Here is a 22,910-nt window from a genome sequence, read left to right as displayed (position 1 = left end):
AAATAAAAAGCTGAATTCTCTTTTGAGAATTCAGTTTTTTAAATTTTTCTTCATTTTTCGAATTAAGAGAAAAGGAGAAATGACTATGCTTACAGTAGAAGAAAAAAATTTTTTAGACCGCTATAAAAGAGTTTCATATCATCGTTTTTATGAGATTGAACGCTTTGTTACCTTGTCTGAAAAGTTGAGCGAACGTCCGCCAAAGGCTGACAAGAACTAGACTTTTTGATATACTAGAACAAATTAAAATATAGGAGAGAGCGAATGAACGTATATGGCAGATTAGAAGACGAACCAACTCCAACTTGGATGGGAAGTCAGGATGCTCCAGTAGAAAATGAGGAGCAACTCGAGGTTGAAACTCGTCAGCCTGCCTGCTTACCATTTTTGAATATCCTCTTTTTGAGTACTATAGTGGTGCTTGTGTCCGTAATTTTACCCTTCTTCTTAGGGTTAATAAGTCCTGAGCAGTCCCAGGATTTTTATATTGGATGGGCTATGCATCAGAGCGGCGACGTCTACACAGATTATTTTGGAACGAGTGGTATCCTCTATTACTTTTTACAGTATGTAACCCAGGGAAGTATTTTGTTTGCCGTCTTTAATTGGTTAGCTTTAGTAGGTGCCGGATTCTTTCTTTTTCCTTCAGCTTACAATCTGACGGAACAAAATAAACAATCACAACAAGTATTGACAGTCTTTTATATCCTAGCTAGTGCTCTTAGCTTTGGTGGTGGCTATGCAACTATTCTTGCTCTCCCATTCTTGTTTTATGCTCTAAGTTTAGTGACGGCTTATTTGGCAGAACCAAACCAAGATAGGGGTTTCTTACGTATTGGAGCTAGCTTGGCTCTAGCATTTTTCTTTGCACCTTTGGTTACAACCTTGTATGCATTCGTCTTGTTTCTTGCAGTAACAGCTTTTAATGTCGGTCGCAATAAATTGACTCATGGGGTCTATCAATTTTTTGCTGCGGGCCTTGGTTTTTCAATTTTCTTTTATCCAATTGGCTACTACACGGTTTATAAAGGTAGTTTTGGAAATGCGATTAGTCAAATACTCTACCCAGTAGATAGTTTGAACTTTACGTCTAACCCGGGATTGCTAGACAACATCCTTTTCTATGGATTGTTAGCCATTGCTCTTGGAGCGTTGACGATGGCATTTACAGGCCTCTTCCAATCTAAACCATTGAAACAGTCTGTCTTATCAATCTTTGCTGCAATTGCTGTCATTTTGGTATTGGTTTTAGAAATTTTTTCTACAGACCAAATCCACGGCAGTCGTATGGTGGAGTTACTTCCTTTCTTGTCTCTTCTTTTACTGGCTGGGATTCGTACAGAGAAACCAGAAGGAGCCAATCGTCGTAGACGATCTAGAGAAGAAACTTCGGTATGGGGAGCTTTTCTAAAAGGGAATGCCTATCTGCCAATTTTAGCTCTTACTTATCTATTTTTAGCACCTGTACTATCACGATATTTGCTTCATGCGGAACAATTTCAAGAACGAACTAGTATTGAAGCTAAGGTCAAAGGGGAAACGCAAGCTACAGATCGTATCTATGTTTGGGATGATCAGACAAGTAGTTATAAGGCTAGCGAACGCTTGGCTGCTAGTCAGTTATTATCACCGAGATTGCATACAGGACTTGATGCAAATCGTACCAAGCTTGTAAATGATCTACGAGATAATCAACCAAAGATGATTGTAGTGAATACAAAAACAACCCTATGGACAGAAGTTGAGCAACTTTTAGCTGAAAATTATCAAGCGGTTCAAAGTGAATTCAAAGACTTTAAACTCTACAAATTAAAATAAAAACTATCAATATCTTGTGTAATTTTAAAAAATTTTTATTTTTTAACACAAGATATTGATTTTTATTTTTTTAGTGATATAATACTTTTTAGAATCAATATTATATTTAAGAAAAGGGTATGGATATGATTGTATTGGAAGAGAAGGCTGTCCCTGATCCGACTTTATTCGTTGAAAAGCGTGACGGCAGACGTGTAATTTTTGATGTAGACAAGATTGACAAAGCGCTTCATAAGGCTGCTGAAAAGGTGATGGATGTAACCCCTTTGGTTGAAAAGCGACTTAGTACCCTAGTTGAACGTATCGTTGAAGAGATTCATAGCCGTTTCCCGCAAGGTGTAAAAATCTACGAAATCCAAAATATCGTAGAACACGAGTTGTTGGAAGCTAAAGAATACGCTTTGGCCGAGGAGTATATTACTTATCGGACCCAGCGTGATTTTGAGCGCTCAAAAGCAACAGATATTAACTTCAGCATCCATAAACTGCTCAATAAAGATCAGGCGGTTGTCAATGAAAATGCCAATAAGGATAGTGATGTTTTTAATACCCAGCGTGATTTGACGGCAGGAATTGTTGGAAAATCAATCGGACTTCAAATGCTTCCTAAACATGTGGCAAATGCCCATCAAAAAGGGGATATCCACTATCACGATTTGGACTATAGCCCCTACACCCCTATGACTAACTGCTGTTTGATTGATTTCAAGGGCATGTTGGAAAATGGTTTTAAGATTGGGAATGCTGAGGTAGAGAGTCCCAAGTCTATCCAAACTGCGACAGCACAGATTTCCCAAATCATCGCCAACGTTGCATCAAGTCAGTATGGAGGCTGTTCAGCAGACCGGATTGATGAAGTCTTGGCTCCATATGCAGAGAAAAATTACCAAAAGCACCTCAAAGATGCAGAGGAATGGGTTCTGCCTGATAAGCGTGAGGAGTACGCCTGGAAGAAAACGCAAAAGGACATCTACGATGCCATGCAATCTCTAGAGTACGAGATTAACACCCTCTTTACCTCAAATGGTCAAACCCCTTTTACCTCTCTTGGTTTCGGTCTAGGAACCAATCGTTTTGAACGTGAAATTCAAAAGGCGATTTTAAACATTCGAATCAAGGGGCTTGGTTCAGAACACCGTACAGCTATCTTCCCAAAACTCATCTTCACCCTAAAAAGAGGACTTAACTTAGAAGAGGGATCGCCTAACTACGATATCAAGCAGTTGGCTCTTGAGTGTGCAACTAAGCGCATGTACCCGGATGTCTTGTCTTATGATAAGATTGTCGAGTTGACTGGTTCTTTCAAAGTTCCGATGGGATGCCGTTCATTCCTTCAAGGATGGAAGGATGAAAATGGAGTAGAAGTCAATTCGGGCCGTATGAATCTAGGGGTGGTGACGGTCAATCTTCCTCGTATTGCCCTCGAATCAGAAGGCGACCTGAACAAGTTCTGGGAAATCTTCAACGAGCGCATGAACATCGCGGAAGATGCCTTGGTTTATCGTGTGGAAAGAACCAAGGAAGCCACTCCAGCTAATGCACCAATTCTTTATCAATATGGAGCCTTCGGACGTCGTCTTGGAAAAGAAGAAAGTGTTGATCAACTCTTTAAGAATCGTCGTGCAACTATTTCTCTGGGCTATATTGGCTTGTACGAGGTAGCGACCGTCTTCTTTGGTAATGATTGGGAAACTAATCCAGAAGCCAAGGAATTTACACTGGATATTATTCGTGATATGAAGCGCCGAGTAGAAGAGTGGTCTGACCAATACGGTTATCACTTCTCTATCTATTCAACACCATCTGAAAGTTTAACGGACCGATTCTGTCGTTTGGATACAGAGAAATTCGGCTCTATTCCAGACATTACTGATAAAGAATACTACACAAATTCCTTTCATTATGATGTCCGCAAAAATCCAACACCTTTTGAAAAATTGGACTTTGAGAAAGTCTACCCAGAAGCAGGTGCATCAGGTGGCTTTATCCACTACTGCGAGTACCCAGTTCTCCAACAAAATCCAAAGGCTTTGGAAGCTGTTTGGGACTATGCTTATGATCGTGTAGGTTATCTCGGAACTAATACTCCGATTGACCGCTGTTACAAGTGTGATTTTGAAGGAGATTTTGAACCTACTGAGAGAGGATTTGCTTGTCCTAACTGTGGAAATAATGATCCTAAAACAGTAGACGTGGTTAAACGAACCTGTGGCTATCTTGGGAACCCACAAGCGCGTCCGATGGTTAATGGACGCCACAAGGAAATTGCTGCGCGTGTCAAACACATGAACGGTTCTACTATCAAAACAGCAGGACATGAAGTAAGAAATTAGAGAGAGAGATAGCATGGGAAAATATCAATTAGATGATAAAGGCAAGGCCTTGGTCCAACGATTCCACGAGAAACATTCGAAAGGTGGAAGCAGCAAAAAAGACCGAGTGGCTAGCCTTAGAGAACAGTTTTTAAACAAAAACAAGAAAAAGTGAGAGTTGCCTCTCGCTTTTCTTATAGCAGGGAGGGGAATATGGAATTACGCAGACCGACATTGGCAGATAAAGAAGCTGTATTAAACATGATGGCAGAGTTTGAAAAGAGCCAATCAGCCCACGATGGCGGATTTTGGGATGCTGAGAACTTTGATTATGAGAATTGGCTAGAAACTAACCTTAATAAAGAAATGGGAATAAAATTGCCTAAAAATCGTGTTCCATCAATTCAGTTCGTATTGTTTGATAAATCAGATCATGCTTTAGGTTTTTTAAATTTACGGCTGAGACTAAATGAGGGATTGCTGAATCATGCTGGCCATATTGGCTACTCCATCCGTCCCTCTGAAAGGGGCAAAGGCTACGCCAAAGAATCCCTCCGACAAGGTCTACAAATTGCCAAGGAAAAGAATATCAAACGAGCGCTTGTGACATGTAGCACGGAAAATCAGGCCAGCAGAGCTGTTATCTTAGCCAATGGAGGCCAATTGGAGGATGTTCGAAATGGAACGGAGCGCTATTGGATAGACTTGGAGTAGAAAGTATGACATGGAATACACCAAAACCAGGCGAGTGGAAGAGTGAGGAGCTGAGCCAAGGTCGAATCATCGATTATAAGGCTTTTAACTTTGTGGATGGCGAGGGGGTGCGCAATTCGCTTTATGTAGCAGGATGTATGTTTCACTGTGAAGGTTGCTACAATGTAGCGACCTGGTCATTTAATGCCGGGATTCCTTATACACTAGAGTTGGAAGAACAGATTATGGCAGATCTTGCCCAGCCTTATGTTCAAGGTTTGACCCTACTCGGTGGAGAGCCATTCCTGAATACTGGAATTCTTTTGCCTCTCATTAAACGCATTCGGAAAGAGTTACCAGAAAAAGATATCTGGTCTTGGACGGGTTACACTTGGGAAGAGATGATGTTGGAGACACCTGATAAACGGGAGCTCTTGTCAATGATTGATATCTTGGTTGATGGACGGTATGATAAAAGCAAGCGTAATCTCATGCTTCAATTCCGTGGCTCTTCCAATCAACGAATTATCGATGTACAAAAATCCCTCAAAAGTGGGCAAGTGGTGATCTGGGACAAGCTTAACGATGGAAAAGAAAGCTATGAACAGGTGAAGAGAGAATGAAGAAAAAAGACTTAATAGAGCAACTGGTCTCAGAAATAGACTCAGGAAGAATTAGGACGCTAGGGATCTACGGTCATGGGGCTTCAGGTAAATCAACCTTCGCTCAGGAATTATATCAAGCCATAGATTCTACTACAGTAAATTTGCTAGAAACAGATCCCTACATAACCTCAGAACGTCACCTGGTAGTACCAAAGCAAGCACCTGATCAAAAGGTGACAGCTTGTCTGCCAGTGGCGCATGAACTGGCAAGTTTGCAGAGAGATATTCTAGCCTTGCAAGCGGGTATGGATGTCTTAACAATCGAAGAACCTTGGAAGGCTAGTGAGGTCTTATCGGGAGCAAAACCAATTCTGATAGTCGAAGGGATGTCTGTGGGTTTTCTTCCAAAGGAACTCTTTGACAAAACCATTTGTTTCTACACGGATGAAGAGACAGAATTAAAGAGGCGTCTAGCTCGAGATACGGCTGTGAGAAATGGCGATGCATCCTTTATATTGGCTAGTCAGCAAATGAGACGAGAACAGTATCTGCAATATTATAAAGAAACCGAGTCAAAAACAGATATCTTGATAAATCAATCGAATGATATATTTCAGATCGAAACGAATATTATGAATACTATATAGAAGAAAAAATAAAAATTTGCTCTTCATTTATGCTTTTTTGAGATAAGGGGCAATAAGAAAACAGTTTCATCTAAAAAATTTAAAAAATCCTGTCAAATCCCTTGCAATCGCAGGGGCTTTGTGTTATTCTATTATGGTGCTGTAAATTACAGCCTTAGCTTTGATGCAAGAGGTTGCGACACGCTCGGTTGCATTGCCACGCAACGCGCGTCGGTTTTCTTGTGGAGCTAGCCTATTATCTTAAATAGACGAAAAGGAGAAAAAGATGGCAAACAAAAAAATCCGTATCCGTTTGAAAGCTTACGAACACCGTACGCTTGACACAGCGGCTGCAAAAATCGTAGAATCAGCTACTCGTACAGGTGCACAAGTTGCGGGTCCAATCCCACTTCCAACTGAGCGTAGCCTCTACACAATCATTCGTGCGACTCACAAATATAAAGATTCTCGCGAACAATTCGAAATGCGTACACACAAACGTTTGATCGATATCATCAACCCAACTCAAAAAACAGTTGACGCTTTGATGAAATTGGATCTTCCAAGTGGTGTAAACGTAGAAATCAAACTTTAATTTAAAGCTTGATACCTTGAGCATAAAAAACGCTCGTTAAAAACTTTTTGAATAAAAAATATAGAAAAGGAACTATTTTCTCATGACAAAAGGAATCTTAGGGAAAAAAGTGGGAATGACTCAAATCTTCACTGAAGCTGGCGAATTGATCCCTGTAACAGTTATCGAAGCAACTCCAAACGTTGTTCTTCAAGTTAAAACTGTTGAAACAGATGGTTACAACGCTATCCAAGTTGGTTTCGATGACAAACGCGAAGTATTGAGCAACAAACCTGCTAAAGGACATGTAGCAAAAGCTAACACGGCTCCTAAGCGCTTCATTCGTGAATTCAAAAACGTTGAAGGCTTGGAAGTTGGTGCTGAAATCACAGTTGAAACTTTCGCAGCTGGAGACATTGTTGATGTAACTGGTACATCTAAAGGTAAAGGTTTCCAAGGTGTTATCAAACGCCACGGGCAATCACGTGGACCTATGGCTCACGGTTCTCGTTACCACCGTCGTCCAGGTTCTATGGGACCTGTTGCACCTAACCGCGTATTCAAAGGTAAAAACCTTGCAGGACGTATGGGTGGCGACCGAGTAACAATTCAAAACCTTGAAGTTGTACAAGTTGTTCCAGAAAAGAACGTTATCCTTATCAAAGGTAACGTACCAGGTGCTAAGAAATCTCTTATCACTATCAAGTCAGCAGTTAAAGCTGGTAAATAATAAGGAAAGGGGAACACAGTCAAAATGGCAAATGTAACATTATTCGACCAAACTGGTAAACAAGCGGGCGAAGTTGTTCTTAACGATGCAATCTTTGGTATCGAACCAAACCAATCTGTTGTGTTTGATGTGATCATCAGCCAACGCGCTAGCCTTCGTCAAGGAACTCACGCAGTTAAAAACCGCTCAGCTGTTTCAGGTGGCGGACGCAAACCATGGCGTCAAAAAGGAACTGGACGTGCTCGTCAAGGTTCTATCCGCTCTCCACAATGGCGTGGTGGTGGAATCGTCTTCGGACCAACTCCACGTAGCTATGCGTACAAACTTCCTCAAAAAGTTCGTCGCCTTGCACTTAAATCTGTTTACTCAGAAAAAGTTGCTGAAAACAAATTTGTAGCCGTTGATTCTCTTGAATTTACAGCTCCAAAAACTGCTGAATTTGCAAAAGTTCTTGCAGCTTTGAGCATCGATTCTAAAGTCCTTGTTATTCTTGAAGAAGGAAACGAATTCGCAGCTCTTTCAGCTCGTAACCTTCCAAACGTGAAAGTTGCGACTGCTACAACTGCAAGTGTTCTTGACATCGCAAATAGTGACAAACTTCTTGTTACTCAAGCAGCTATCTCTAAAATCGAGGAGGTTCTTGCATAATGAATTTGTATGATGTTATCAAAAAACCTGTTATCACTGAAAGCTCAATGGCTCAACTTGAAGCAGGAAAATATGTATTTGAAGTTGACACTCGTGCACACAAACTTTTGATCAAGCAAGCTGTTGAAGCTGCTTTTGAAGGTGTTAAAGTTGCAAATGTTAACACAATCAACGTAAAACCTAAAGCTAAACGTGTTGGACGTTACACTGGTTTTACTAACAAAACTAAAAAAGCTATCATCACTCTTACAGCTGATTCAAAAGCAATCGAGTTGTTTGCTGCTGAAGCTGAATAATCTAAGGAGGAAATATCGTGGGAATTCGTGTTTATAAACCAACAACAAACGGTCGCCGTAATATGACTTCTTTGGATTTCGCTGAAATCACAACAAGCACACCAGAAAAAACTTTGCTTGTTGCTTTGAAGAACAAGGCTGGTCGTAACAACAACGGTCGTATCACTGTTCGTCACCAAGGTGGTGGACACAAACGTTTCTACCGTTTGGTTGACTTCAAACGTAACAAAGACAACGTTGAAGCAGTTGTTAAAACTATCGAGTACGATCCAAACCGTTCTGCAAACATCGCTCTTGTACACTACACTGACGGTGTGAAAGCTTACATCATCGCTCCAAAAGGTCTTGAAGTTGGTCAACGTATCGTTTCAGGTCCTGAAGCAGATATCAAAGTCGGAAACGCACTTCCGCTTGCTAACATCCCAGTTGGTACTTTGATCCACAACATCGAATTGAAACCAGGTCGTGGTGGAGAATTAGTACGTGCTGCTGGAGCTTCTGCTCAAGTTTTGGGTCAAGAAGGTAAATACGTTCTTGTTCGTCTTCAATCAGGTGAAGTTCGTATGATTCTTGGAACTTGTCGTGCAACAGTTGGTGTTGTCGGAAACGAACAACATGGACTTGTAAACCTTGGTAAAGCAGGACGTAGCCGTTGGAAAGGTATCCGCCCAACAGTTCGTGGTTCTGTAATGAACCCTAACGATCACCCACACGGTGGTGGTGAAGGTAAAGCACCAGTTGGTCGTAAAGCACCATCAACTCCATGGGGCAAACCAGCTCTTGGTCTTAAAACTCGTAACAAGAAAGCGAAATCTGACAAACTTATCGTTCGTCGTCGCAACGAGAAATAATTTAATACTAGTCGCTTAAGCGCTAGATAATCCGCCAGCTCGGTAGCGCTCGTTGAGAGCGCAAGCCGCTGTGGTACTATATTTAAAGGAGAAAATATAAAAATGGGACGCAGTCTTAAAAAAGGACCTTTCGTCGATGAGCATTTGATGAAAAAAGTTGAAGCTCAAGCTAACGACGAAAAGAAAAAAGTTATCAAAACTTGGTCACGTCGTTCAACGATCTTCCCAAGTTTCATTGGTTACACAATTGCAGTTTATGATGGACGTAAACACGTACCTGTTTACATCCAAGAAGACATGGTAGGTCACAAGCTTGGTGAATTTGCACCAACTCGTACTTACAAAGGTCACGCCGCAGACGACAAGAAGACACGTAGAAAATAAGGAGAACATAAATGGCAGAAATTACTTCAGCTAAAGCAATGGCTCGCACAGTACGTGTTTCACCTCGTAAATCACGTCTTGTTCTTGACAACATCCGTGGTAAAAGCGTAGCCGATGCAATCGCAATTTTGACATTCACTCCAAACAAAGCTGCTGAAATCATCTTGAAAGTTTTGAACTCAGCTGTAGCTAACGCTGAAAACAACTTTGGTTTGGATAAAGCTAACTTGGTAGTATCTGAAGCATTCGCAAACGAAGGACCAACTATGAAACGTTTCCGTCCACGTGCGAAAGGTTCAGCTTCACCAATCAACAAACGTACAGCTCACATCACTGTAGCTGTTGCAGAAAAATAAGGAGGTAAAATCGTGGGTCAAAAAGTACATCCAATTGGTATGCGTGTCGGCATCATCCGTGATTGGGATGCCAAATGGTATGCTGAAAAAGAATACGCGGATTACCTTCATGAAGATCTTGCAATCCGTAAATTCGTTCAAAAAGAACTTGCTGACGCAGCAGTTTCAACTATTGAAATCGAACGCGCAGTAAACAAAGTTAACGTTTCACTTCACACTGCTAAACCAGGTATGGTTATCGGTAAAGGTGGTGCTAACGTTGATGCACTCCGTGCAAAACTTAACAAATTGACTGGAAAACAAGTACACATCAACATCATCGAAATCAAACAACCTGATTTGGATGCTCACCTTGTTGGTGAAGGAATTGCTCGTCAATTGGAGCAACGTGTTGCTTTCCGTCGTGCACAAAAACAAGCAATCCAACGTGCTATGCGTGCTGGAGCTAAAGGAATTAAAACTCAAGTATCAGGTCGTTTGAACGGTGCAGATATCGCCCGTGCAGAAGGATACTCTGAAGGTACAGTTCCACTTCACACACTTCGCGCAGATATCGATTACGCTTGGGAAGAAGCAGATACTACATACGGTAAACTTGGTGTTAAAGTATGGATCTACCGTGGTGAAGTTCTTCCAGCTCGTAAAAACACTAAAGGAGGTAAATAACCAATGTTAGTACCTAAACGTGTTAAACACCGTCGTGAATTCCGTGGTAAAATGCGCGGTGAAGCTAAAGGTGGAAAAGAAGTAGCATTCGGTGAATACGGTCTTCAAGCTACAACTAGCCACTGGATTACTAACCGCCAAATCGAAGCTGCTCGTATCGCCATGACTCGTTACATGAAACGTGGTGGTAAAGTTTGGATTAAAATCTTCCCACACAAATCATACACAGCTAAAGCTATCGGGGTTCGTATGGGATCTGGTAAAGGGGCACCTGAAGGTTGGGTAGCACCAGTTAAACGTGGTAAAGTAATGTTTGAAGTTGCTGGTGTATCTGAAGAAGTTGCTCGCGAAGCGCTTCGTCTTGCAAGCCACAAATTGCCAGTTAAATGTAAATTCGTAAAACGTGAAGCAGAATAAGGAGAAGGCATGAAACTTAATGAAGTAAAAGAATTTGTTAAAGAACTTCGTGGTCTTTCTCAAGAAGAACTCGCGAAGCGCGAAAACGAATTGAAAAAAGAATTGTTCGAACTTCGTTTCCAAGCTGCTACTGGTCAATTAGAACAAACAGCTCGCTTGAAAGAAGTTAAAAAACAAATCGCTCGTATCAAAACAGTTCAATCTGAAGCGAAATAATAGACTAGGGAAGGAGAAATTTCAATGGAACGCAATAATCGTAAAGTTCTTGTTGGACGTGTTGTATCTGACAAAATGGACAAGACAATCACAGTTGTAGTTGAAACAAAACGTAACCACCCAGTCTATGGTAAACGTATTAACTACTCTAAAAAATACAAAGCACATGATGAAAACAATGTTGCCAAAGAAGGCGATATCGTACGTATCATGGAAACTCGCCCGCTTTCAGCTACAAAACGTTTCCGTCTTGTAGAAGTCGTTGAAGAAGCGGTTATCATCTAATCAAGCCTGAAAGGAGAAAACTGAAATGATTCAAACAGAAACTCGTTTGAAAGTCGCAGACAACAGCGGTGCACGCGAAATCTTGACTATCAAAGTTCTTGGTGGTTCTAAACGTAAATTTGCGAACATCGGTGATGTTATTGTGGCATCTGTAAAACAAGCTACTCCTGGTGGTGCGGTTAAAAAAGGTGACGTTGTTAAAGCAGTTATCGTTCGTACTAAATCAGGTGCTCGTCGTGCTGATGGTTCATACATCAAATTTGACGAAAACGCAGCAGTTATCATCCGTGACGACAAAACTCCTCGCGGAACACGTATCTTTGGCCCAGTTGCACGTGAATTGCGTGAAGGTGGCTTCATGAAGATCGTGTCACTTGCTCCAGAAGTACTTTAATCAATAAAAACAAACACAGTCCCCTGGCCTAGCCAGGGTGCCCATTGGGCGTAAGAATAAAAGGAGAAAAAAATGTTTGTAAAAAAAGGCGACAAAGTTCGCGTAATCGCTGGTAAAGATAAGGGAACAGAAGCTGTTGTCCTTACTGCCCTTCCAAAAGTAAACAAAGTTATCGTTGAAGGTGTTAACATCGTTAAGAAACACCAACGTCCAACTAACGAGCTTCCTCAAGGTGGTATAATCGAGAAAGAAGCAGCTATCCACGTATCAAACGTTCAAGTTTTGGACAAAAATGGTGTAGCTGGTCGTGTTGGTTACAAATTTGTAGACGGTAAAAAAGTTCGCTACAACAAAAAATCAGGCGAAGTGCTTGATTAATCACGAAGGAAAGGAGAAGTATAATGGCAAATCGTTTAAAAGAAAAATATCTTAATGAAGTAGTTCCTGCTTTGACAGAACAATTCAACTACTCATCAGTGATGGCTGTTCCTAAAGTGGATAAGATCGTTTTGAACATGGGTGTCGGTGAAGCAGTATCAAACGCTAAAAGTCTTGAAAAAGCTGCTGAAGAATTGGCACTTATCTCAGGTCAAAAACCACTTATCACTAAAGCTAAAAAATCTATCGCCGGCTTCCGTCTTCGTGAAGGTGTTGCGATCGGTGCAAAAGTTACCCTTCGTGGTGAACGTATGTATGAATTCTTGGATAAATTGGTTTCAGTATCACTTCCACGTGTACGTGACTTCCACGGTGTTCCAACAAAATCATTTGATGGACGCGGAAACTACACACTTGGTGTGAAAGAGCAATTGATCTTCCCAGAAATCAACTTTGATGACGTTGACAAAACTCGTGGTCTTGACATCGTTATCGTAACTACTGCTAACACTGACGAAGAGTCACGTGCATTGCTTACAGGCCTTGGAATGCCTTTTGCAAAATAATATAGGAGGTATAACTAATGGCTAAAAAATCTATGATTGCTAAGAACAAACGCCCAGCGAAGTTCTCTACTCAAGCATACACTCGCTGTGAACGTTGTGGACGTCCACACTCAGTTTACCGCAAGTTTAAACTTTGCCGTGTTTGCTTCCGTGAATTGGCATATAAAGGTCAAATTCCTGGTGTAACAAAAGCATCTTGGTAATATCATGATACAAAGAGCGTAACAACCCCAGCAAAAATAGGAGATTTGGTGCAGGAACGATGCTCCAAGACAAATCTATCTTTTTTGCCCAGGTTGTAGCTCGTGTTCAAATGGAGATTATCTAGTTTGAATGTATCAATACTTTCTGAGCTCAGCTCAATCATTAACTAGCAAGTGCAACTTGCAAACTACTAGTAAGAGGAGAAAATAAAATGGTTATGACTGACCCAATCGCAGACTTCCTAACTCGTATTCGTAACGCTAACCAAGCAAAACACGAAGTACTTGAAGTACCTGCATCAAACATCAAAAAAGGGATTGCTGAAATCCTTAAACGCGAAGGTTTTGTTAAGAACGTAGAAATCATCGAAGATGACAAACAAGGCATCATCCGTGTATTCCTTAAATACGGAGCAAACGGTGAACGAGTTATCACTAACTTGAAACGCGTTTCTAAACCAGGACTTCGTGTCTACAAAAAACGTGAAGATCTTCCAAAAGTTCTTAACGGACTTGGAATTGCTATCCTTTCAACTTCTGAAGGTTTGCTTACTGATAAAGAAGCTCGCCAAAAGAATGTTGGTGGGGAAGTTATCGCTTACGTTTGGTAAAATCAAGATACAAAGCTCGTAAAGAACAAAGCAAAATTAGGAAGTTGGAGCAGTTTGTTGACAAACAAGCCAACTTATCTATTTTGCACAGTTCTTAGAGCGTGTTCAGTTCAGCTCTTGAACTAAATAAGTATCTTAACCCCGTGAAAACTGGCCTTTATGGCCTGACAATTTAACAGGAGAATAAAACATGTCACGTATTGGTAATAAAGTTATCGTGTTGCCTGCTGGTGTTGAACTCACTAACAATGACAACGTTGTAACTGTAAAAGGACCTAAAGGAGAACTTACTCGTGAGTTCTCAAAAGATATTGAAATCCGTGTGGAAGGTACTGAAGTAACTCTTCACCGTCCAAACGATTCAAAAGAAATGAAAACTATCCACGGAACTACTCGTGCCCTTTTGAACAACATGGTTATTGGTGTTTCAGAAGGATTCAAGAAAGAACTTGAAATGCGTGGGGTTGGTTACCGTGCACAACTTCAAGGATCAAAACTTGTTTTGGCTGTTGGTAAATCACACCCAGACGAAGTTGAAGCTCCAGAAGGAATTAGTTTTGAACTTCCAAACCCAACAACAATCGTTGTTAGCGGAATTTCAAAAGAAGTAGTTGGTCAAACAGCTGCTTACGTACGTAGCCTTCGTTCACCAGAACCATACAAAGGTAAAGGTATCCGTTACGTTGGCGAATATGTTCGTCTTAAAGAAGGTAAAACTGGTAAATAATGTTGAGTGGTTGATTTTCAACCACCAACCTCATTACCAACTTTGTGCATAGCACACGATTTAAAATTAAAGAGGTGAAAACTGTGATTTCTAAACCAGATAAAAACAAACTCCGCCAAAAACGCCACCGTCGCGTTCGCGGAAAACTCTCTGGAACTGCTGATCGCCCACGTTTGAACGTATTCCGTTCTAATACAGGCATCTACGCTCAAGTGATTGATGACGTAGCGGGTGTAACGCTCGCAAGTGCTTCAACTCTTGACAAAGAAGTTTCAAAAGGAACTAAAACTGAACAAGCCGTTGCTGTCGGTAAACTCGTTGCAGAACGTGCAAGTGCTAAAGGTATTTCAGAAGTGGTGTTCGACCGCGGTGGATATCTATATCACGGACGTGTGAAAGCTTTGGCTGATGCAGCTCGTGAAAACGGATTGAAATTCTAATAGGAGGACACTAGAAAATGGCATTTAAAGACAATGCAGTAGAACTTGAAGAACGCGTAGTTGCTGTTAACCGTGTTACAAAAGTTGTTAAAGGTGGACGTCGTCTTCGTTTCGCAGCTCTTGTAGTTGTTGGTGACCGCAATGGTCGTGTAGGATTTGGTACTGGTAAAGCTCAAGAAGTTCCAGAAGCAATCCGCAAAGCAGTAGAAGATGCTAAGAAAAACTTGATCGAAGTTCCTATGGTAGGAACAACAATCCCACATGAAGTTCTTTCAGAATTCGGTGGAGCTAAAGTATTGTTGAAACCTGCTGTAGAAGGTTCTGGAGTTGCCGCTGGCGGCGCTGTTCGTGCCGTTGTGGAATTGGCAGGTGTGGCAGATATTACATCTAAATCACTTGGTTCTAACACTCCAATCAACATTGTTCGCGCAACTGTTGAAGGTTTGAAACAATTGAAACGCGCTGAAGAAGTTGCTGCTCTTCGTGGTATTTCAGTTTCTGATTTGGTATAAGAAAGGGGATAAAATGGCTCAAATTAAAATTACTTTGACTAAGTCTCCAATCGGACGTATTCCATCACAACGTAAAACTGTTGTAGCACTTGGACTTGGCAAATTGAACAGCTCTGTTATTAAAGAAGATAACGCTGCAATTCGTGGTATGATCACTGCAGTATCTCACTTGGTAACAGTTGAAGAAGTAAACTAATAAAATTTTAGGGGATGTGCAGTAGACCATCCCCTAAAACTAGATATAGTCATCTTAGATGACACAGTATAGGCGAGTTGATAGGGGAGACAACCTTTTCTCTCTTATCGGCGCTAGCATTTTACAAAAGAGGAGAAAATATATAATGAAACTTCATGAATTGAAACCTGCAGAAGGTTCTCGTAAAACTCGTAACCGTGTTGGTCGTGGTACTTCATCAGGTAACGGTAAAACATCTGGTCGCGGTCAAAAAGGTCAAAAAGCTCGTAGCGGTGGCGGAGTACGCCTTGGTTTTGAAGGTGGACAAACTCCATTGTTCCGTCGTCTTCCAAAACGTGGATTTACTAACATCAACGCTAAAGAGTATGCGATTGTTAACCTTGACCAATTGAACGCCTTTGATGATGGTGCTGAAGTAACTCCAGTGGTACTTGTAGAATCAGGAATTGTTAAAGCTGAAAAATCAGGTATCAAGATTCTTGGTAACGGTGAGTTGACTAAGAAGTTGACTGTTAAAGCTGCTAAATTCTCTAAATCAGCTGAAGAAGCTATCACTGCTAAAGGTGGTTCAGTTGAAGTCATCTAAGTGAGGTGACCTATGTTTTTTAAATTATTGAGAGAAGCACTCAAAGTTAAACAGGTTCGATCAAAGATTTTATTCACAATTTTTATCGTGTTTGTTTTTCGTATTGGTACTAGTATCACTGTACCGTGGGTAAATGCAAATAGCTTGAACGCTTTGAGTGGTCTATCCTTCTTGAATATGTTGAGCTTGGTGTCAGGGAATGCCATGAAAAACTTTTCAGTTTTTGCTCTTGGAGTCAGCCCCTACATTACAGCCTCAATCGTCGTCCAACTCTTGCAAATGGATTTGTTACCGAAGTTTGTGGAGTGGGGCAAACAAGGGGAAGTTGGTCGTAGAAAGTTAAACCAAGCGACTCGATACATTGCACTAGTGCTTGCATTTGTTCAATCAGTTGGGATTACTGCTGGTTTTAATGCTCTGTCTGGAGCTAAACTTTTGACTGTTCCACTTACACCACAGGTCTTTCTTGTGATTGGAGGAATCTTAACAGCAGGAAGCATGATTGTAACCTGGTTGGGAGAGCAAATCACAGATAAGGGATATGGTAATGGTGTTTCAATGATTATCTTTGCAGGGATTGTTGCTTCAATTCCTGACATGATTAAGGGCATTTATGTAGATTACTTTGTCAATGTACCAAGTAGTCGATTGACATCGTCTCTCATTTTTGTCGCTATTTTAATCATCGCTGTTTTGTTGATTGTTTACTTTACAACTTACGTTGAACAAGCTAAATATAAGATTCCAATTCAGTATACAAAGGTAGCTCAAGGAGCGCCATCAAGTTCCTATCTTCCTTTGAAAATTAACCCTGCTGGGGTTATTCCTGTTATCTTTGCTAGTTCCATTACAGCAGCACCAGCTGCAATCTTACAATTTGTGAGTGCGTCTGGTCTTAATTGGGAGTGGGTTAAAACAGCTCAAGAGTTGGTTTCTACTTCAACTCCGACAGGTGTTGCTTTGTATGCTCTGTTGATCATTCTCTTTACATTCTTCTATACATTTGTACAGATTAATCCAGAGAAAGCAGCAGAAAATTTACAAAAGAGTGGAGCTTATATCCATGGTGTCCGTCCTGGTAAAGGGACAGAGGAATACATGTCAAAACTTCTTCGTCGTCTCGCAACAGTCGGATCTCTCTTCCTAGGTGTCATTTCCATCCTACCTATTGTAGCTAAAGATTTATTTGGTCTTTCAGAAGTTGTTGCTTTTGGGGGAACAAGTTTGCTAATCATTATCTCTACAGGTATTGAAGGGATTAAACAATTGGAAGGTTATCTATTGAAACGTAAGTATGTTGGTTTCTTAGATACAACAGAATAATTGTAATAGAAAATAAAATTCACTATTGCTCAGAGAGTGGAGTGTAAAAATCAAAGACATTGTCAGATTTTTATCTCCTCTCTTCTATTTTGTTTTTAAATAGGAGTTGAAATGAATTTTTGCTTCTATTTAAAAATAAAAAAGGAGTTTGAATCATGAATCTTTTGATTATGGGTTTACCTGGTGCAGGTAAAGGAACACAAGCAGCAAAAATTGTTGAACAATTTCATGTTGCACACATCTCAACAGGTGACATGTTCCGTGCAGCAATGGCTAACCAAACTGAAATGGGTGTGTTGGCTAAGTCTTATATCGACAAAGGTGAATTAGTTCCAGATGAAGTTACAAATGGAATTGTTAAAGAGCGTCTTTCACAAGATGATATTAAGGAAACTGGCTTCTTGTTGGATGGTTACCCACGCACGATTGAACAAGCTCATGCCTTAGATAAAACATTGGCTGAACTTGGAATTAAACTTGAAGGTGTTATCAACATCGAAGTAGATCCATCTTGCCTACTTGAACGTTTGAGTGGTCGTATCATTCACCGTGAAACTGGAGAAACTTTCCATAAGGTATTCAACCCACCAGTTGATTACAAAGAGGAAGATTACTACCAACGTGAAGATGATAAACCAGAGACAGTTAAACGTCGTTTGGATGTCAATATTGCTCAAGGTGAACCAATTATTGCTCACTATCGTGCTAAAGGTCTAGTACATGATATCGAAGGTAACCAAGATATCAATGATGTCTTTAAAGATATCGAAAAGGTATTGACAAATTTGAAATAAAAGCGTTTTTCAGACTTGCAAAATGTCTTGACAAATGTTATACTGAGTTAGTCTGACTTATAATTGTTGTCTCTGTGTCTAGAGGCATCAAATCGAAATTTAGGGAGGTACTTTTGCGTGGCAAAAGACGATGTGATTGAAGTTGAAGGCAAAGTAGTCGATACGATGCCGAATGCAATGTTTACGGTTGAACTTGAAAATGGACATCAGATTTTAGCAACAGTTTCTGGTAAAATTCGTAAAAACTATATTCGTATTTTAGCGGGAGATCGTGTTACTGTTGAAATGAGTCCATATGACTTGACACGTGGACGTATCACTTACCGCTTTAAATAATCGAAAAACTTGGAGGGATAAGAAATGAAAGTAAGACCATCGGTCAAACCAATTTGCGAATACTGTAAAGTAATTCGTCGTAATGGTCGTGTTATGGTAATTTGCCCAGCAAATCCAAAACACAAACAACGTCAAGGATAAGATAGAAAGGAGAAAACATGGCTCGTATTGCTGGAGTTGATATTCCAAATGACAAACGCGTAGTTATCTCATTGACTTATGTCTATGGTATCGGACTTGCAACATCTCAAAAGATTTTGGCAGCTGCTGGAGTTTCAGAAGATATTCGTGTTCGTGACCTTACATCAGATCAAGAAGATGCTATCCGTCGTGAAGTGGATGCAATTAAAGTTGAAGGTGACCTTCGTCGTGAAGTGAACTTGAACATCAAACGTTTGATGGAAATCGGTTCATACCGTGGTATCCGTCACCGTCGTGGACTTCCTGTCCGTGGACAAAACACTAAAAACAACGCTCGCACTCGTAAAGGTAAAGCTGTTGCGATTGCTGGTAAGAAAAAATAATATAGGAGGTAAAAGTCTTGGCTAAACCAACACGTAAACGTCGTGTGAAAAAGAATATCGAATCTGGTATTGCTCATATTCACGCTACATTTAATAACACTATTGTTATGATTACTGATGTGCATGGTAATGCAATCGCTTGGTCATCAGCTGGTGCTCTTGGTTTTAAAGGTTCTCGTAAATCTACACCATTTGCTGCTCAAATGGCTTCAGAAGCTGCTGCTAAATCTGCACAAGAACACGGTCTTAAATCAGTTGAAGTTACTGTAAAAGGTCCAGGTTCTGGTCGTGAGTCAGCTATTCGTGCTCTTGCTGCCGCTGGTCTTGAAGTAACAGCAATTCGTGATGTGACTCCAGTGCCACACAATGGTGCTCGTCCTCCAAAACGTCGCCGTGTATAATCATTACCTTTACACTGCTTTTCGTTTAAGAGGGAGTAACTAAATGATCGAGTTTGAAAAACCAAATATAACAAAAATTGATGAAAATAAAGATTATGGCAAGTTTGTAATCGAACCACTAGAACGTGGATACGGTACAACACTTGGTAACTCTCTTCGTCGTGTACTTCTTGCTTCTCTTCCAGGAGCAGCTGTTACATCTATCGATATCGATGGAGTATTACATGAATTTGATACAATTCCTGGTGTTCGCGAAGACGTGATGCAAATCATTCTGAACATTAAAGGTATTGCAGTTAAATCATATGTAAAAGACGAAAAGACTATAGAACTTGATGTTGAAGGTCCTGCTGAAGTGACAGCCGGAGATATTTTAACTGATAGTGATATTGAAATCGTAAATCCAGATCATTATCTTTTCACAATCGGAGAAGGTGCTTCATTTAAAGCAACTATGACTGTAAACACTGGTCGTGGTTATGTACCTGCAGATGAAAATAAAAAAGATAATGCCCCAGTTGGAACACTTGCTGTAGATTCTATTTATACACCAGTTACAAAAGTTAACTATCAAGTTGAACCTGCTCGTGTAGGAAGCAATGATGGTTTCGACAAATTAACCCTTGAAATCTTGACAAATGGAACTATTATTCCAGAAGATGCTTTAGGGCTTTCAGCACGTATTTTGACAGAACATCTTGATTTGTTTACAAATCTTACAGAGGTTGCTAAATCTGCAGAAGTGATGAAAGAAGCTGATACTGAATCGGACGACCGTATTTTGGAACGTACGATTGAGGAACTTGACTTGTCTGTACGCTCATATAACTGTTTGAAACGTGCTGGTATCAATACTGTGCATGATTTGACAGAAAAATCTGAAGCAGAGATGATGAAAGTAAGAAATCTTGGACGCAAGAGTTTGGAAGAAGTGAAACTCAAACTCATTGATTTGGGTCTTGGATTAAAAGATAAATAAAGGAGGAATACATGGCTTACCGTAAACTAGGACGCACTAGCTCACAACGTAAAGCAATGCTTCGCGATTTGACAACTGACCTTTTGATCAACGAATCAATCGTGACAACTGAAGCTCGTGCTAAAGAAATCCGTAAAACTGTTGAAAAAATGATTACTCTAGGTAAACGTGGTGATTTGCATGCACGTCGTCAAGCTGCTGCTTTCGTACGTAATGAAATCGCATCTGAAAACTATGATGAAGCAACTGACAAGTACACTTCTACTACAGCACTTCAAAAATTGTTCTCAGAAATCGCACCTCGTTACGCAGACCGTAACGGTGGATACACTCGTATCCTTAAAACTGAACCACGTCGTGGTGATGCAGCGCCAATGGCGATCATCGAATTAGTATAAAATCATCAATTTTGTTGAGTGTTATGATGATGGAGCCCTGTGCTCTTAGTCTAGCTCTGGTCTACCGCTAGGACTTTTGTCCTAGCGGGAACACTCATCATAAGATGGTAGGGTAGACGCTTGTTTACGAAATTGTTTTTCTTTTAAGAACAATTTCGTAAGCAGGCGTTTTTTAGTTTTTTTGAAGTAAATGTGCTATACTGAGAAAAAAGAAAAATATAGATATGGTTATTTTCTATGATTTCAAAGATGGAGGACCAATATGAAAGCTATTATAACTGTTGTTGGAAAAGATAAGGGTGGTATTGTTGCAGGTGTTGCGACTAAGATTGCTGAACTAGGATTAAATATTGATGATATTTCACAAACTGTATTGGATGAATTCTTCACCATGATGGCTGTAGTATCCAGTGATGAAAAACATGATTTTACTCAACTAAGAAATGAGTTTGAAGCCTTTGGCCAGACCTTGAATGTCAAAATCAATATTCAGAGCGCGGCTATTTTCGATGCTATGTATAATATCTAGGAGGTGCTTATGGATATTAGACAAGTTACCGAAACTATTGCAATGATTGAAGAGCAGAATTTTGATATTCGTACCATTACCATGGGAATTTCTCTTCTTGATTGTATTGATCCGGATATTGATAGAGCTGCAGATAAAATATATGAAAAAGTTACGACTAAGGCGGCGAATTTAGTGGCTGTCGGTGATGAAATCGCCGCTGAGTTAGGTATACCTATTGTCAATAAACGTGTATCAGTAACACCGATTTCTCTAATTGGTGCTGCTACAGATGCAAGGGATTATGTACCGTTAGCCAAAGCTTTAGATAGAGCAGCAAAAGAAATTGGTGTTGATTTTATTGGTGGCTTTTCTGCTTTAGTTCAAAAAGGCTACCAAAAAGGAGATGAAATACTCATCAACTCGATTCCACGTGCTTTAGCTGAAACTGATAAAGTTTGCTCTTCAGTAAATATTGGTTCAACAAAGTCAGGAATCAACATGACTGCTGTAGCTGATATGGGTCGAATTATCAAGGAGACAGCTGAGCTTTCAGATATGGGGGCTGCAAAACTTGTCGTTTTTGCCAATGCAGTTGAGGACAATCCTTTTATGGCCGGAGCCTTTCATGGTGTTGGTGAAGCTGATGTTATTATCAATGTAGGCGTTTCAGGGCCTGGGGTTGTCAAACGTGCTTTAGAAAAAGTTCGAGGCCAAAGCTTTGATGTAGTTGCTGAAACTGTTAAAAAGACAGCCTTCAAGATTACTCGGATTGGTCAATTAGTTGGCCAGATGGCTAGTGAAAGACTAGGTGTTGATTTTGGGATTGTTGATTTGAGTTTAGCACCTACTCCTGCAGTGGGGGATTCTGTAGCTCGGGTTCTGGAAGAAATGGGATTGGAAACAGTTGGGACTCATGGGACGACTGCCGCTTTAGCTCTTTTAAATGACCAAGTAAAAAAAGGAGGAGTAATGGCTTGCAACCAAGTCGGTGGTCTGTCAGGTGCTTTCATCCCAGTTTCAGAAGATGAGGGTATGATAGCAGCAGTGCAAAATGGTTCCCTAAATCTTGAAAAGCTAGAAGCCATGACGGCTATCTGTTCAGTTGGGTTGGATATGATTGCTATCCCTGAAGATACACCTGCCGAAACCATTGCAGCTATGATTGCGGATGAGGCAGCAATTGGTGTTATTAATATGAAAACCACAGCTGTCCGTATCATTCCAAAGGGTAAAGAAGGCGATATGATTGAGTTTGGTGGCTTGCTAGGAACTGCCCCAGTTATGAAAGTCAATGGAGCTTCTTCGGCTGATTTCATTGCTCGTGGAGGACAGATTCCAGCTCCAATTCATAGTTTTAAAAATTAATAAAAAATAAAATGATTTAAGTTCTATTTAAGGATAGGTGTGTATACTCTAATCATTAAATAAAGACCTCCTAACTTTATTTAATAGAAATCCTAAACTTTTTCATAATAATCTCCTACAAAAGTCGCTCGTAAGAGTGGCTTTTGTTTTGTATTCTTTAAAAAACTAGTAAAATTTCATTGATTCTGG

Annotated in this window: 38 protein-coding genes; all 38 read left to right on the top strand. The window is 40.4% G+C overall.

The window, feature by feature from the left end; genetic code table 11:
• Positions 1-85 precede the first annotated feature (85 nt).
• The gene (locus AC3E9F_RS06595; protein ID WP_024054483.1) at positions 86-220 is read left to right on the top strand and encodes a hypothetical protein; all 135 of its coding nucleotides are present in this window, start codon (positions 86-88) and stop codon (positions 218-220) included.
• Positions 221-264: 44 nt separating this feature from the next.
• The gene (locus AC3E9F_RS06590) at positions 265-1,818 is read left to right on the top strand and encodes a damage-inducible protein CinA (RefSeq protein ID WP_263394149.1); all 1,554 of its coding nucleotides are present in this window, start codon (positions 265-267) and stop codon (positions 1,816-1,818) included.
• A 125-nt stretch (positions 1,819-1,943) separates the two neighbouring features.
• On the top strand, positions 1,944-4,151 hold the full coding sequence (gene nrdD, locus AC3E9F_RS06585) for an anaerobic ribonucleoside-triphosphate reductase (protein WP_263394548.1): 2,208 nt from the start codon (positions 1,944-1,946) through the stop codon (positions 4,149-4,151).
• Positions 4,152-4,164: 13 nt separating this feature from the next.
• The gene (locus AC3E9F_RS06580; RefSeq protein WP_006149022.1) at positions 4,165-4,305 is read left to right on the top strand and encodes a hypothetical protein; all 141 of its coding nucleotides are present in this window, start codon (positions 4,165-4,167) and stop codon (positions 4,303-4,305) included.
• Between the two features lie 38 nt (positions 4,306-4,343).
• The gene (locus AC3E9F_RS06575) at positions 4,344-4,844 is read left to right on the top strand and encodes a GNAT family N-acetyltransferase (RefSeq protein WP_263394148.1); all 501 of its coding nucleotides are present in this window, start codon (positions 4,344-4,346) and stop codon (positions 4,842-4,844) included.
• Between the two features lie 5 nt (positions 4,845-4,849).
• Entirely contained in the window at positions 4,850-5,446 is a 597-nt protein-coding gene (gene nrdG, locus AC3E9F_RS06570; RefSeq protein ID WP_263394147.1) for an anaerobic ribonucleoside-triphosphate reductase activating protein, read from the top strand.
• Positions 5,443-6,075: a uridine kinase family protein gene (locus tag AC3E9F_RS06565; protein WP_263394146.1), complete on the top strand. Its 633-nt coding sequence runs from the start codon at positions 5,443-5,445 to the stop codon at positions 6,073-6,075. Before nrdG ends, AC3E9F_RS06565 begins: the two co-directional genes overlap by 4 nt.
• Before the next feature lie 265 nt (positions 6,076-6,340).
• Positions 6,341-6,649, top strand: a complete 309-nt coding sequence (gene rpsJ, locus AC3E9F_RS06560) for a 30S ribosomal protein S10 (protein ID WP_003009585.1) — start codon at positions 6,341-6,343, stop codon at positions 6,647-6,649.
• A gap of 82 nt (positions 6,650-6,731) precedes the next feature.
• Positions 6,732-7,358, top strand: a complete 627-nt coding sequence (rplC, locus tag AC3E9F_RS06555) for a 50S ribosomal protein L3 (protein WP_004251088.1) — start codon at positions 6,732-6,734, stop codon at positions 7,356-7,358.
• 24 nt (positions 7,359-7,382) lie between these two features.
• Positions 7,383-8,006 (top strand): 50S ribosomal protein L4, encoded by a 624-nt coding sequence (gene rplD, locus AC3E9F_RS06550; protein ID WP_000024549.1) that lies wholly within the window; start codon positions 7,383-7,385, stop codon positions 8,004-8,006.
• Entirely contained in the window at positions 8,006-8,302 is a 297-nt protein-coding gene (locus AC3E9F_RS06545; protein ID WP_001055347.1) for a 50S ribosomal protein L23, read from the top strand. Before rplD ends, AC3E9F_RS06545 begins: the two co-directional genes overlap by 1 nt.
• A 17-nt stretch (positions 8,303-8,319) precedes the next feature.
• Positions 8,320-9,153, top strand: coding sequence for a 50S ribosomal protein L2 (rplB, locus tag AC3E9F_RS06540; RefSeq protein ID WP_006144707.1), 834 nt, complete (start codon positions 8,320-8,322; stop codon positions 9,151-9,153).
• Between the two features lie 102 nt (positions 9,154-9,255).
• On the top strand, positions 9,256-9,537 hold the full coding sequence (gene rpsS, locus AC3E9F_RS06535) for a 30S ribosomal protein S19 (protein WP_000533766.1): 282 nt from the start codon (positions 9,256-9,258) through the stop codon (positions 9,535-9,537).
• Positions 9,538-9,548: 11 nt separating this feature from the next.
• The gene (rplV, locus tag AC3E9F_RS06530; RefSeq protein ID WP_000818137.1) at positions 9,549-9,893 is read left to right on the top strand and encodes a 50S ribosomal protein L22; all 345 of its coding nucleotides are present in this window, start codon (positions 9,549-9,551) and stop codon (positions 9,891-9,893) included.
• A gap of 12 nt (positions 9,894-9,905) precedes the next feature.
• Positions 9,906-10,559: a 30S ribosomal protein S3 gene (gene rpsC / locus AC3E9F_RS06525; protein ID WP_000529936.1), complete on the top strand. Its 654-nt coding sequence runs from the start codon at positions 9,906-9,908 to the stop codon at positions 10,557-10,559.
• 3 nt (positions 10,560-10,562) lie between these two features.
• Positions 10,563-10,976: a 50S ribosomal protein L16 gene (gene rplP / locus AC3E9F_RS06520; RefSeq protein WP_002928793.1), complete on the top strand. Its 414-nt coding sequence runs from the start codon at positions 10,563-10,565 to the stop codon at positions 10,974-10,976.
• Between the two features lie 9 nt (positions 10,977-10,985).
• Positions 10,986-11,192, top strand: coding sequence for a 50S ribosomal protein L29 (gene rpmC, locus AC3E9F_RS06515; RefSeq protein ID WP_000772918.1), 207 nt, complete (start codon positions 10,986-10,988; stop codon positions 11,190-11,192).
• Between the two features lie 24 nt (positions 11,193-11,216).
• Positions 11,217-11,477, top strand: a complete 261-nt coding sequence (gene rpsQ / locus AC3E9F_RS06510) for a 30S ribosomal protein S17 (RefSeq protein ID WP_000440801.1) — start codon at positions 11,217-11,219, stop codon at positions 11,475-11,477.
• Positions 11,478-11,502: 25 nt separating this feature from the next.
• Positions 11,503-11,871: a 50S ribosomal protein L14 gene (rplN, locus tag AC3E9F_RS06505; protein ID WP_000616547.1), complete on the top strand. Its 369-nt coding sequence runs from the start codon at positions 11,503-11,505 to the stop codon at positions 11,869-11,871.
• Positions 11,872-11,943: 72 nt separating this feature from the next.
• Positions 11,944-12,249: a 50S ribosomal protein L24 gene (gene rplX / locus AC3E9F_RS06500; RefSeq protein ID WP_000497691.1), complete on the top strand. Its 306-nt coding sequence runs from the start codon at positions 11,944-11,946 to the stop codon at positions 12,247-12,249.
• Between the two features lie 23 nt (positions 12,250-12,272).
• Positions 12,273-12,815, top strand: a complete 543-nt coding sequence (rplE, locus tag AC3E9F_RS06495) for a 50S ribosomal protein L5 (RefSeq protein ID WP_000013542.1) — start codon at positions 12,273-12,275, stop codon at positions 12,813-12,815.
• Between the two features lie 17 nt (positions 12,816-12,832).
• Positions 12,833-13,018: a type Z 30S ribosomal protein S14 gene (locus AC3E9F_RS06490; protein WP_001085699.1), complete on the top strand. Its 186-nt coding sequence runs from the start codon at positions 12,833-12,835 to the stop codon at positions 13,016-13,018.
• A gap of 212 nt (positions 13,019-13,230) precedes the next feature.
• The gene (gene rpsH / locus AC3E9F_RS06485) at positions 13,231-13,629 is read left to right on the top strand and encodes a 30S ribosomal protein S8 (RefSeq protein ID WP_004251095.1); all 399 of its coding nucleotides are present in this window, start codon (positions 13,231-13,233) and stop codon (positions 13,627-13,629) included.
• 190 nt (positions 13,630-13,819) lie between these two features.
• Complete coding sequence (gene rplF, locus AC3E9F_RS06480; protein ID WP_490672944.1) at positions 13,820-14,356, top strand: 50S ribosomal protein L6; 537 nt, start codon at positions 13,820-13,822, stop codon at positions 14,354-14,356.
• 83 nt (positions 14,357-14,439) lie between these two features.
• Positions 14,440-14,796 carry a 50S ribosomal protein L18 gene (gene rplR / locus AC3E9F_RS06475; RefSeq protein ID WP_004251098.1) on the top strand — a complete coding sequence of 119 codons (357 nt, stop codon included), beginning with the start codon at positions 14,440-14,442 and terminating at the stop codon, positions 14,794-14,796.
• A 17-nt stretch (positions 14,797-14,813) separates the two neighbouring features.
• Positions 14,814-15,308 carry a 30S ribosomal protein S5 gene (gene rpsE / locus AC3E9F_RS06470; RefSeq protein ID WP_195183502.1) on the top strand — a complete coding sequence of 165 codons (495 nt, stop codon included), beginning with the start codon at positions 14,814-14,816 and terminating at the stop codon, positions 15,306-15,308.
• A gap of 13 nt (positions 15,309-15,321) precedes the next feature.
• Positions 15,322-15,504, top strand: coding sequence for a 50S ribosomal protein L30 (gene rpmD, locus AC3E9F_RS06465; RefSeq protein ID WP_000057241.1), 183 nt, complete (start codon positions 15,322-15,324; stop codon positions 15,502-15,504).
• 145 nt (positions 15,505-15,649) lie between these two features.
• Positions 15,650-16,090: a 50S ribosomal protein L15 gene (gene rplO, locus AC3E9F_RS06460; RefSeq protein ID WP_006154715.1), complete on the top strand. Its 441-nt coding sequence runs from the start codon at positions 15,650-15,652 to the stop codon at positions 16,088-16,090.
• Positions 16,091-16,102: 12 nt separating this feature from the next.
• A complete protein-coding gene (gene secY, locus AC3E9F_RS06455; RefSeq protein WP_263394143.1) occupies positions 16,103-17,413 on the top strand; it encodes a preprotein translocase subunit SecY in 1,311 nt (436 codons plus the stop codon).
• A gap of 155 nt (positions 17,414-17,568) precedes the next feature.
• Positions 17,569-18,207 carry an adenylate kinase gene (locus AC3E9F_RS06450; RefSeq protein ID WP_004251114.1) on the top strand — a complete coding sequence of 213 codons (639 nt, stop codon included), beginning with the start codon at positions 17,569-17,571 and terminating at the stop codon, positions 18,205-18,207.
• A gap of 117 nt (positions 18,208-18,324) precedes the next feature.
• Positions 18,325-18,543, top strand: coding sequence for a translation initiation factor IF-1 (gene infA, locus AC3E9F_RS06445; protein WP_001029883.1), 219 nt, complete (start codon positions 18,325-18,327; stop codon positions 18,541-18,543).
• A gap of 24 nt (positions 18,544-18,567) precedes the next feature.
• Positions 18,568-18,684, top strand: a complete 117-nt coding sequence (gene rpmJ / locus AC3E9F_RS06440) for a 50S ribosomal protein L36 (RefSeq protein ID WP_001808836.1) — start codon at positions 18,568-18,570, stop codon at positions 18,682-18,684.
• 17 nt (positions 18,685-18,701) lie between these two features.
• On the top strand, positions 18,702-19,067 hold the full coding sequence (gene rpsM, locus AC3E9F_RS06435; RefSeq protein WP_004251117.1) for a 30S ribosomal protein S13: 366 nt from the start codon (positions 18,702-18,704) through the stop codon (positions 19,065-19,067).
• Positions 19,068-19,084: 17 nt separating this feature from the next.
• On the top strand, positions 19,085-19,468 hold the full coding sequence (gene rpsK, locus AC3E9F_RS06430) for a 30S ribosomal protein S11 (RefSeq protein ID WP_001118385.1): 384 nt from the start codon (positions 19,085-19,087) through the stop codon (positions 19,466-19,468).
• A gap of 43 nt (positions 19,469-19,511) precedes the next feature.
• Complete coding sequence (locus AC3E9F_RS06425) at positions 19,512-20,447, top strand: DNA-directed RNA polymerase subunit alpha (protein ID WP_263394141.1); 936 nt, start codon at positions 19,512-19,514, stop codon at positions 20,445-20,447.
• A gap of 11 nt (positions 20,448-20,458) precedes the next feature.
• Complete coding sequence (gene rplQ, locus AC3E9F_RS06420; RefSeq protein WP_004251124.1) at positions 20,459-20,845, top strand: 50S ribosomal protein L17; 387 nt, start codon at positions 20,459-20,461, stop codon at positions 20,843-20,845.
• Positions 20,846-21,107: 262 nt separating this feature from the next.
• Positions 21,108-21,374: an ACT domain-containing protein gene (locus AC3E9F_RS06415; protein ID WP_006149010.1), complete on the top strand. Its 267-nt coding sequence runs from the start codon at positions 21,108-21,110 to the stop codon at positions 21,372-21,374.
• 9 nt (positions 21,375-21,383) lie between these two features.
• Positions 21,384-22,721: a PFL family protein gene (locus tag AC3E9F_RS06410; RefSeq protein WP_263394140.1), complete on the top strand. Its 1,338-nt coding sequence runs from the start codon at positions 21,384-21,386 to the stop codon at positions 22,719-22,721.
• Positions 22,722-22,910 lie beyond the last annotated feature (189 nt).

This window comes from Streptococcus sp. SCPM-O-B-15277 (M60), assembly GCF_058200335.1.
The sequence above is the reverse complement of the archived record's forward strand: the minus strand, read 5'-3'. Positions and strand labels throughout refer to the sequence as shown.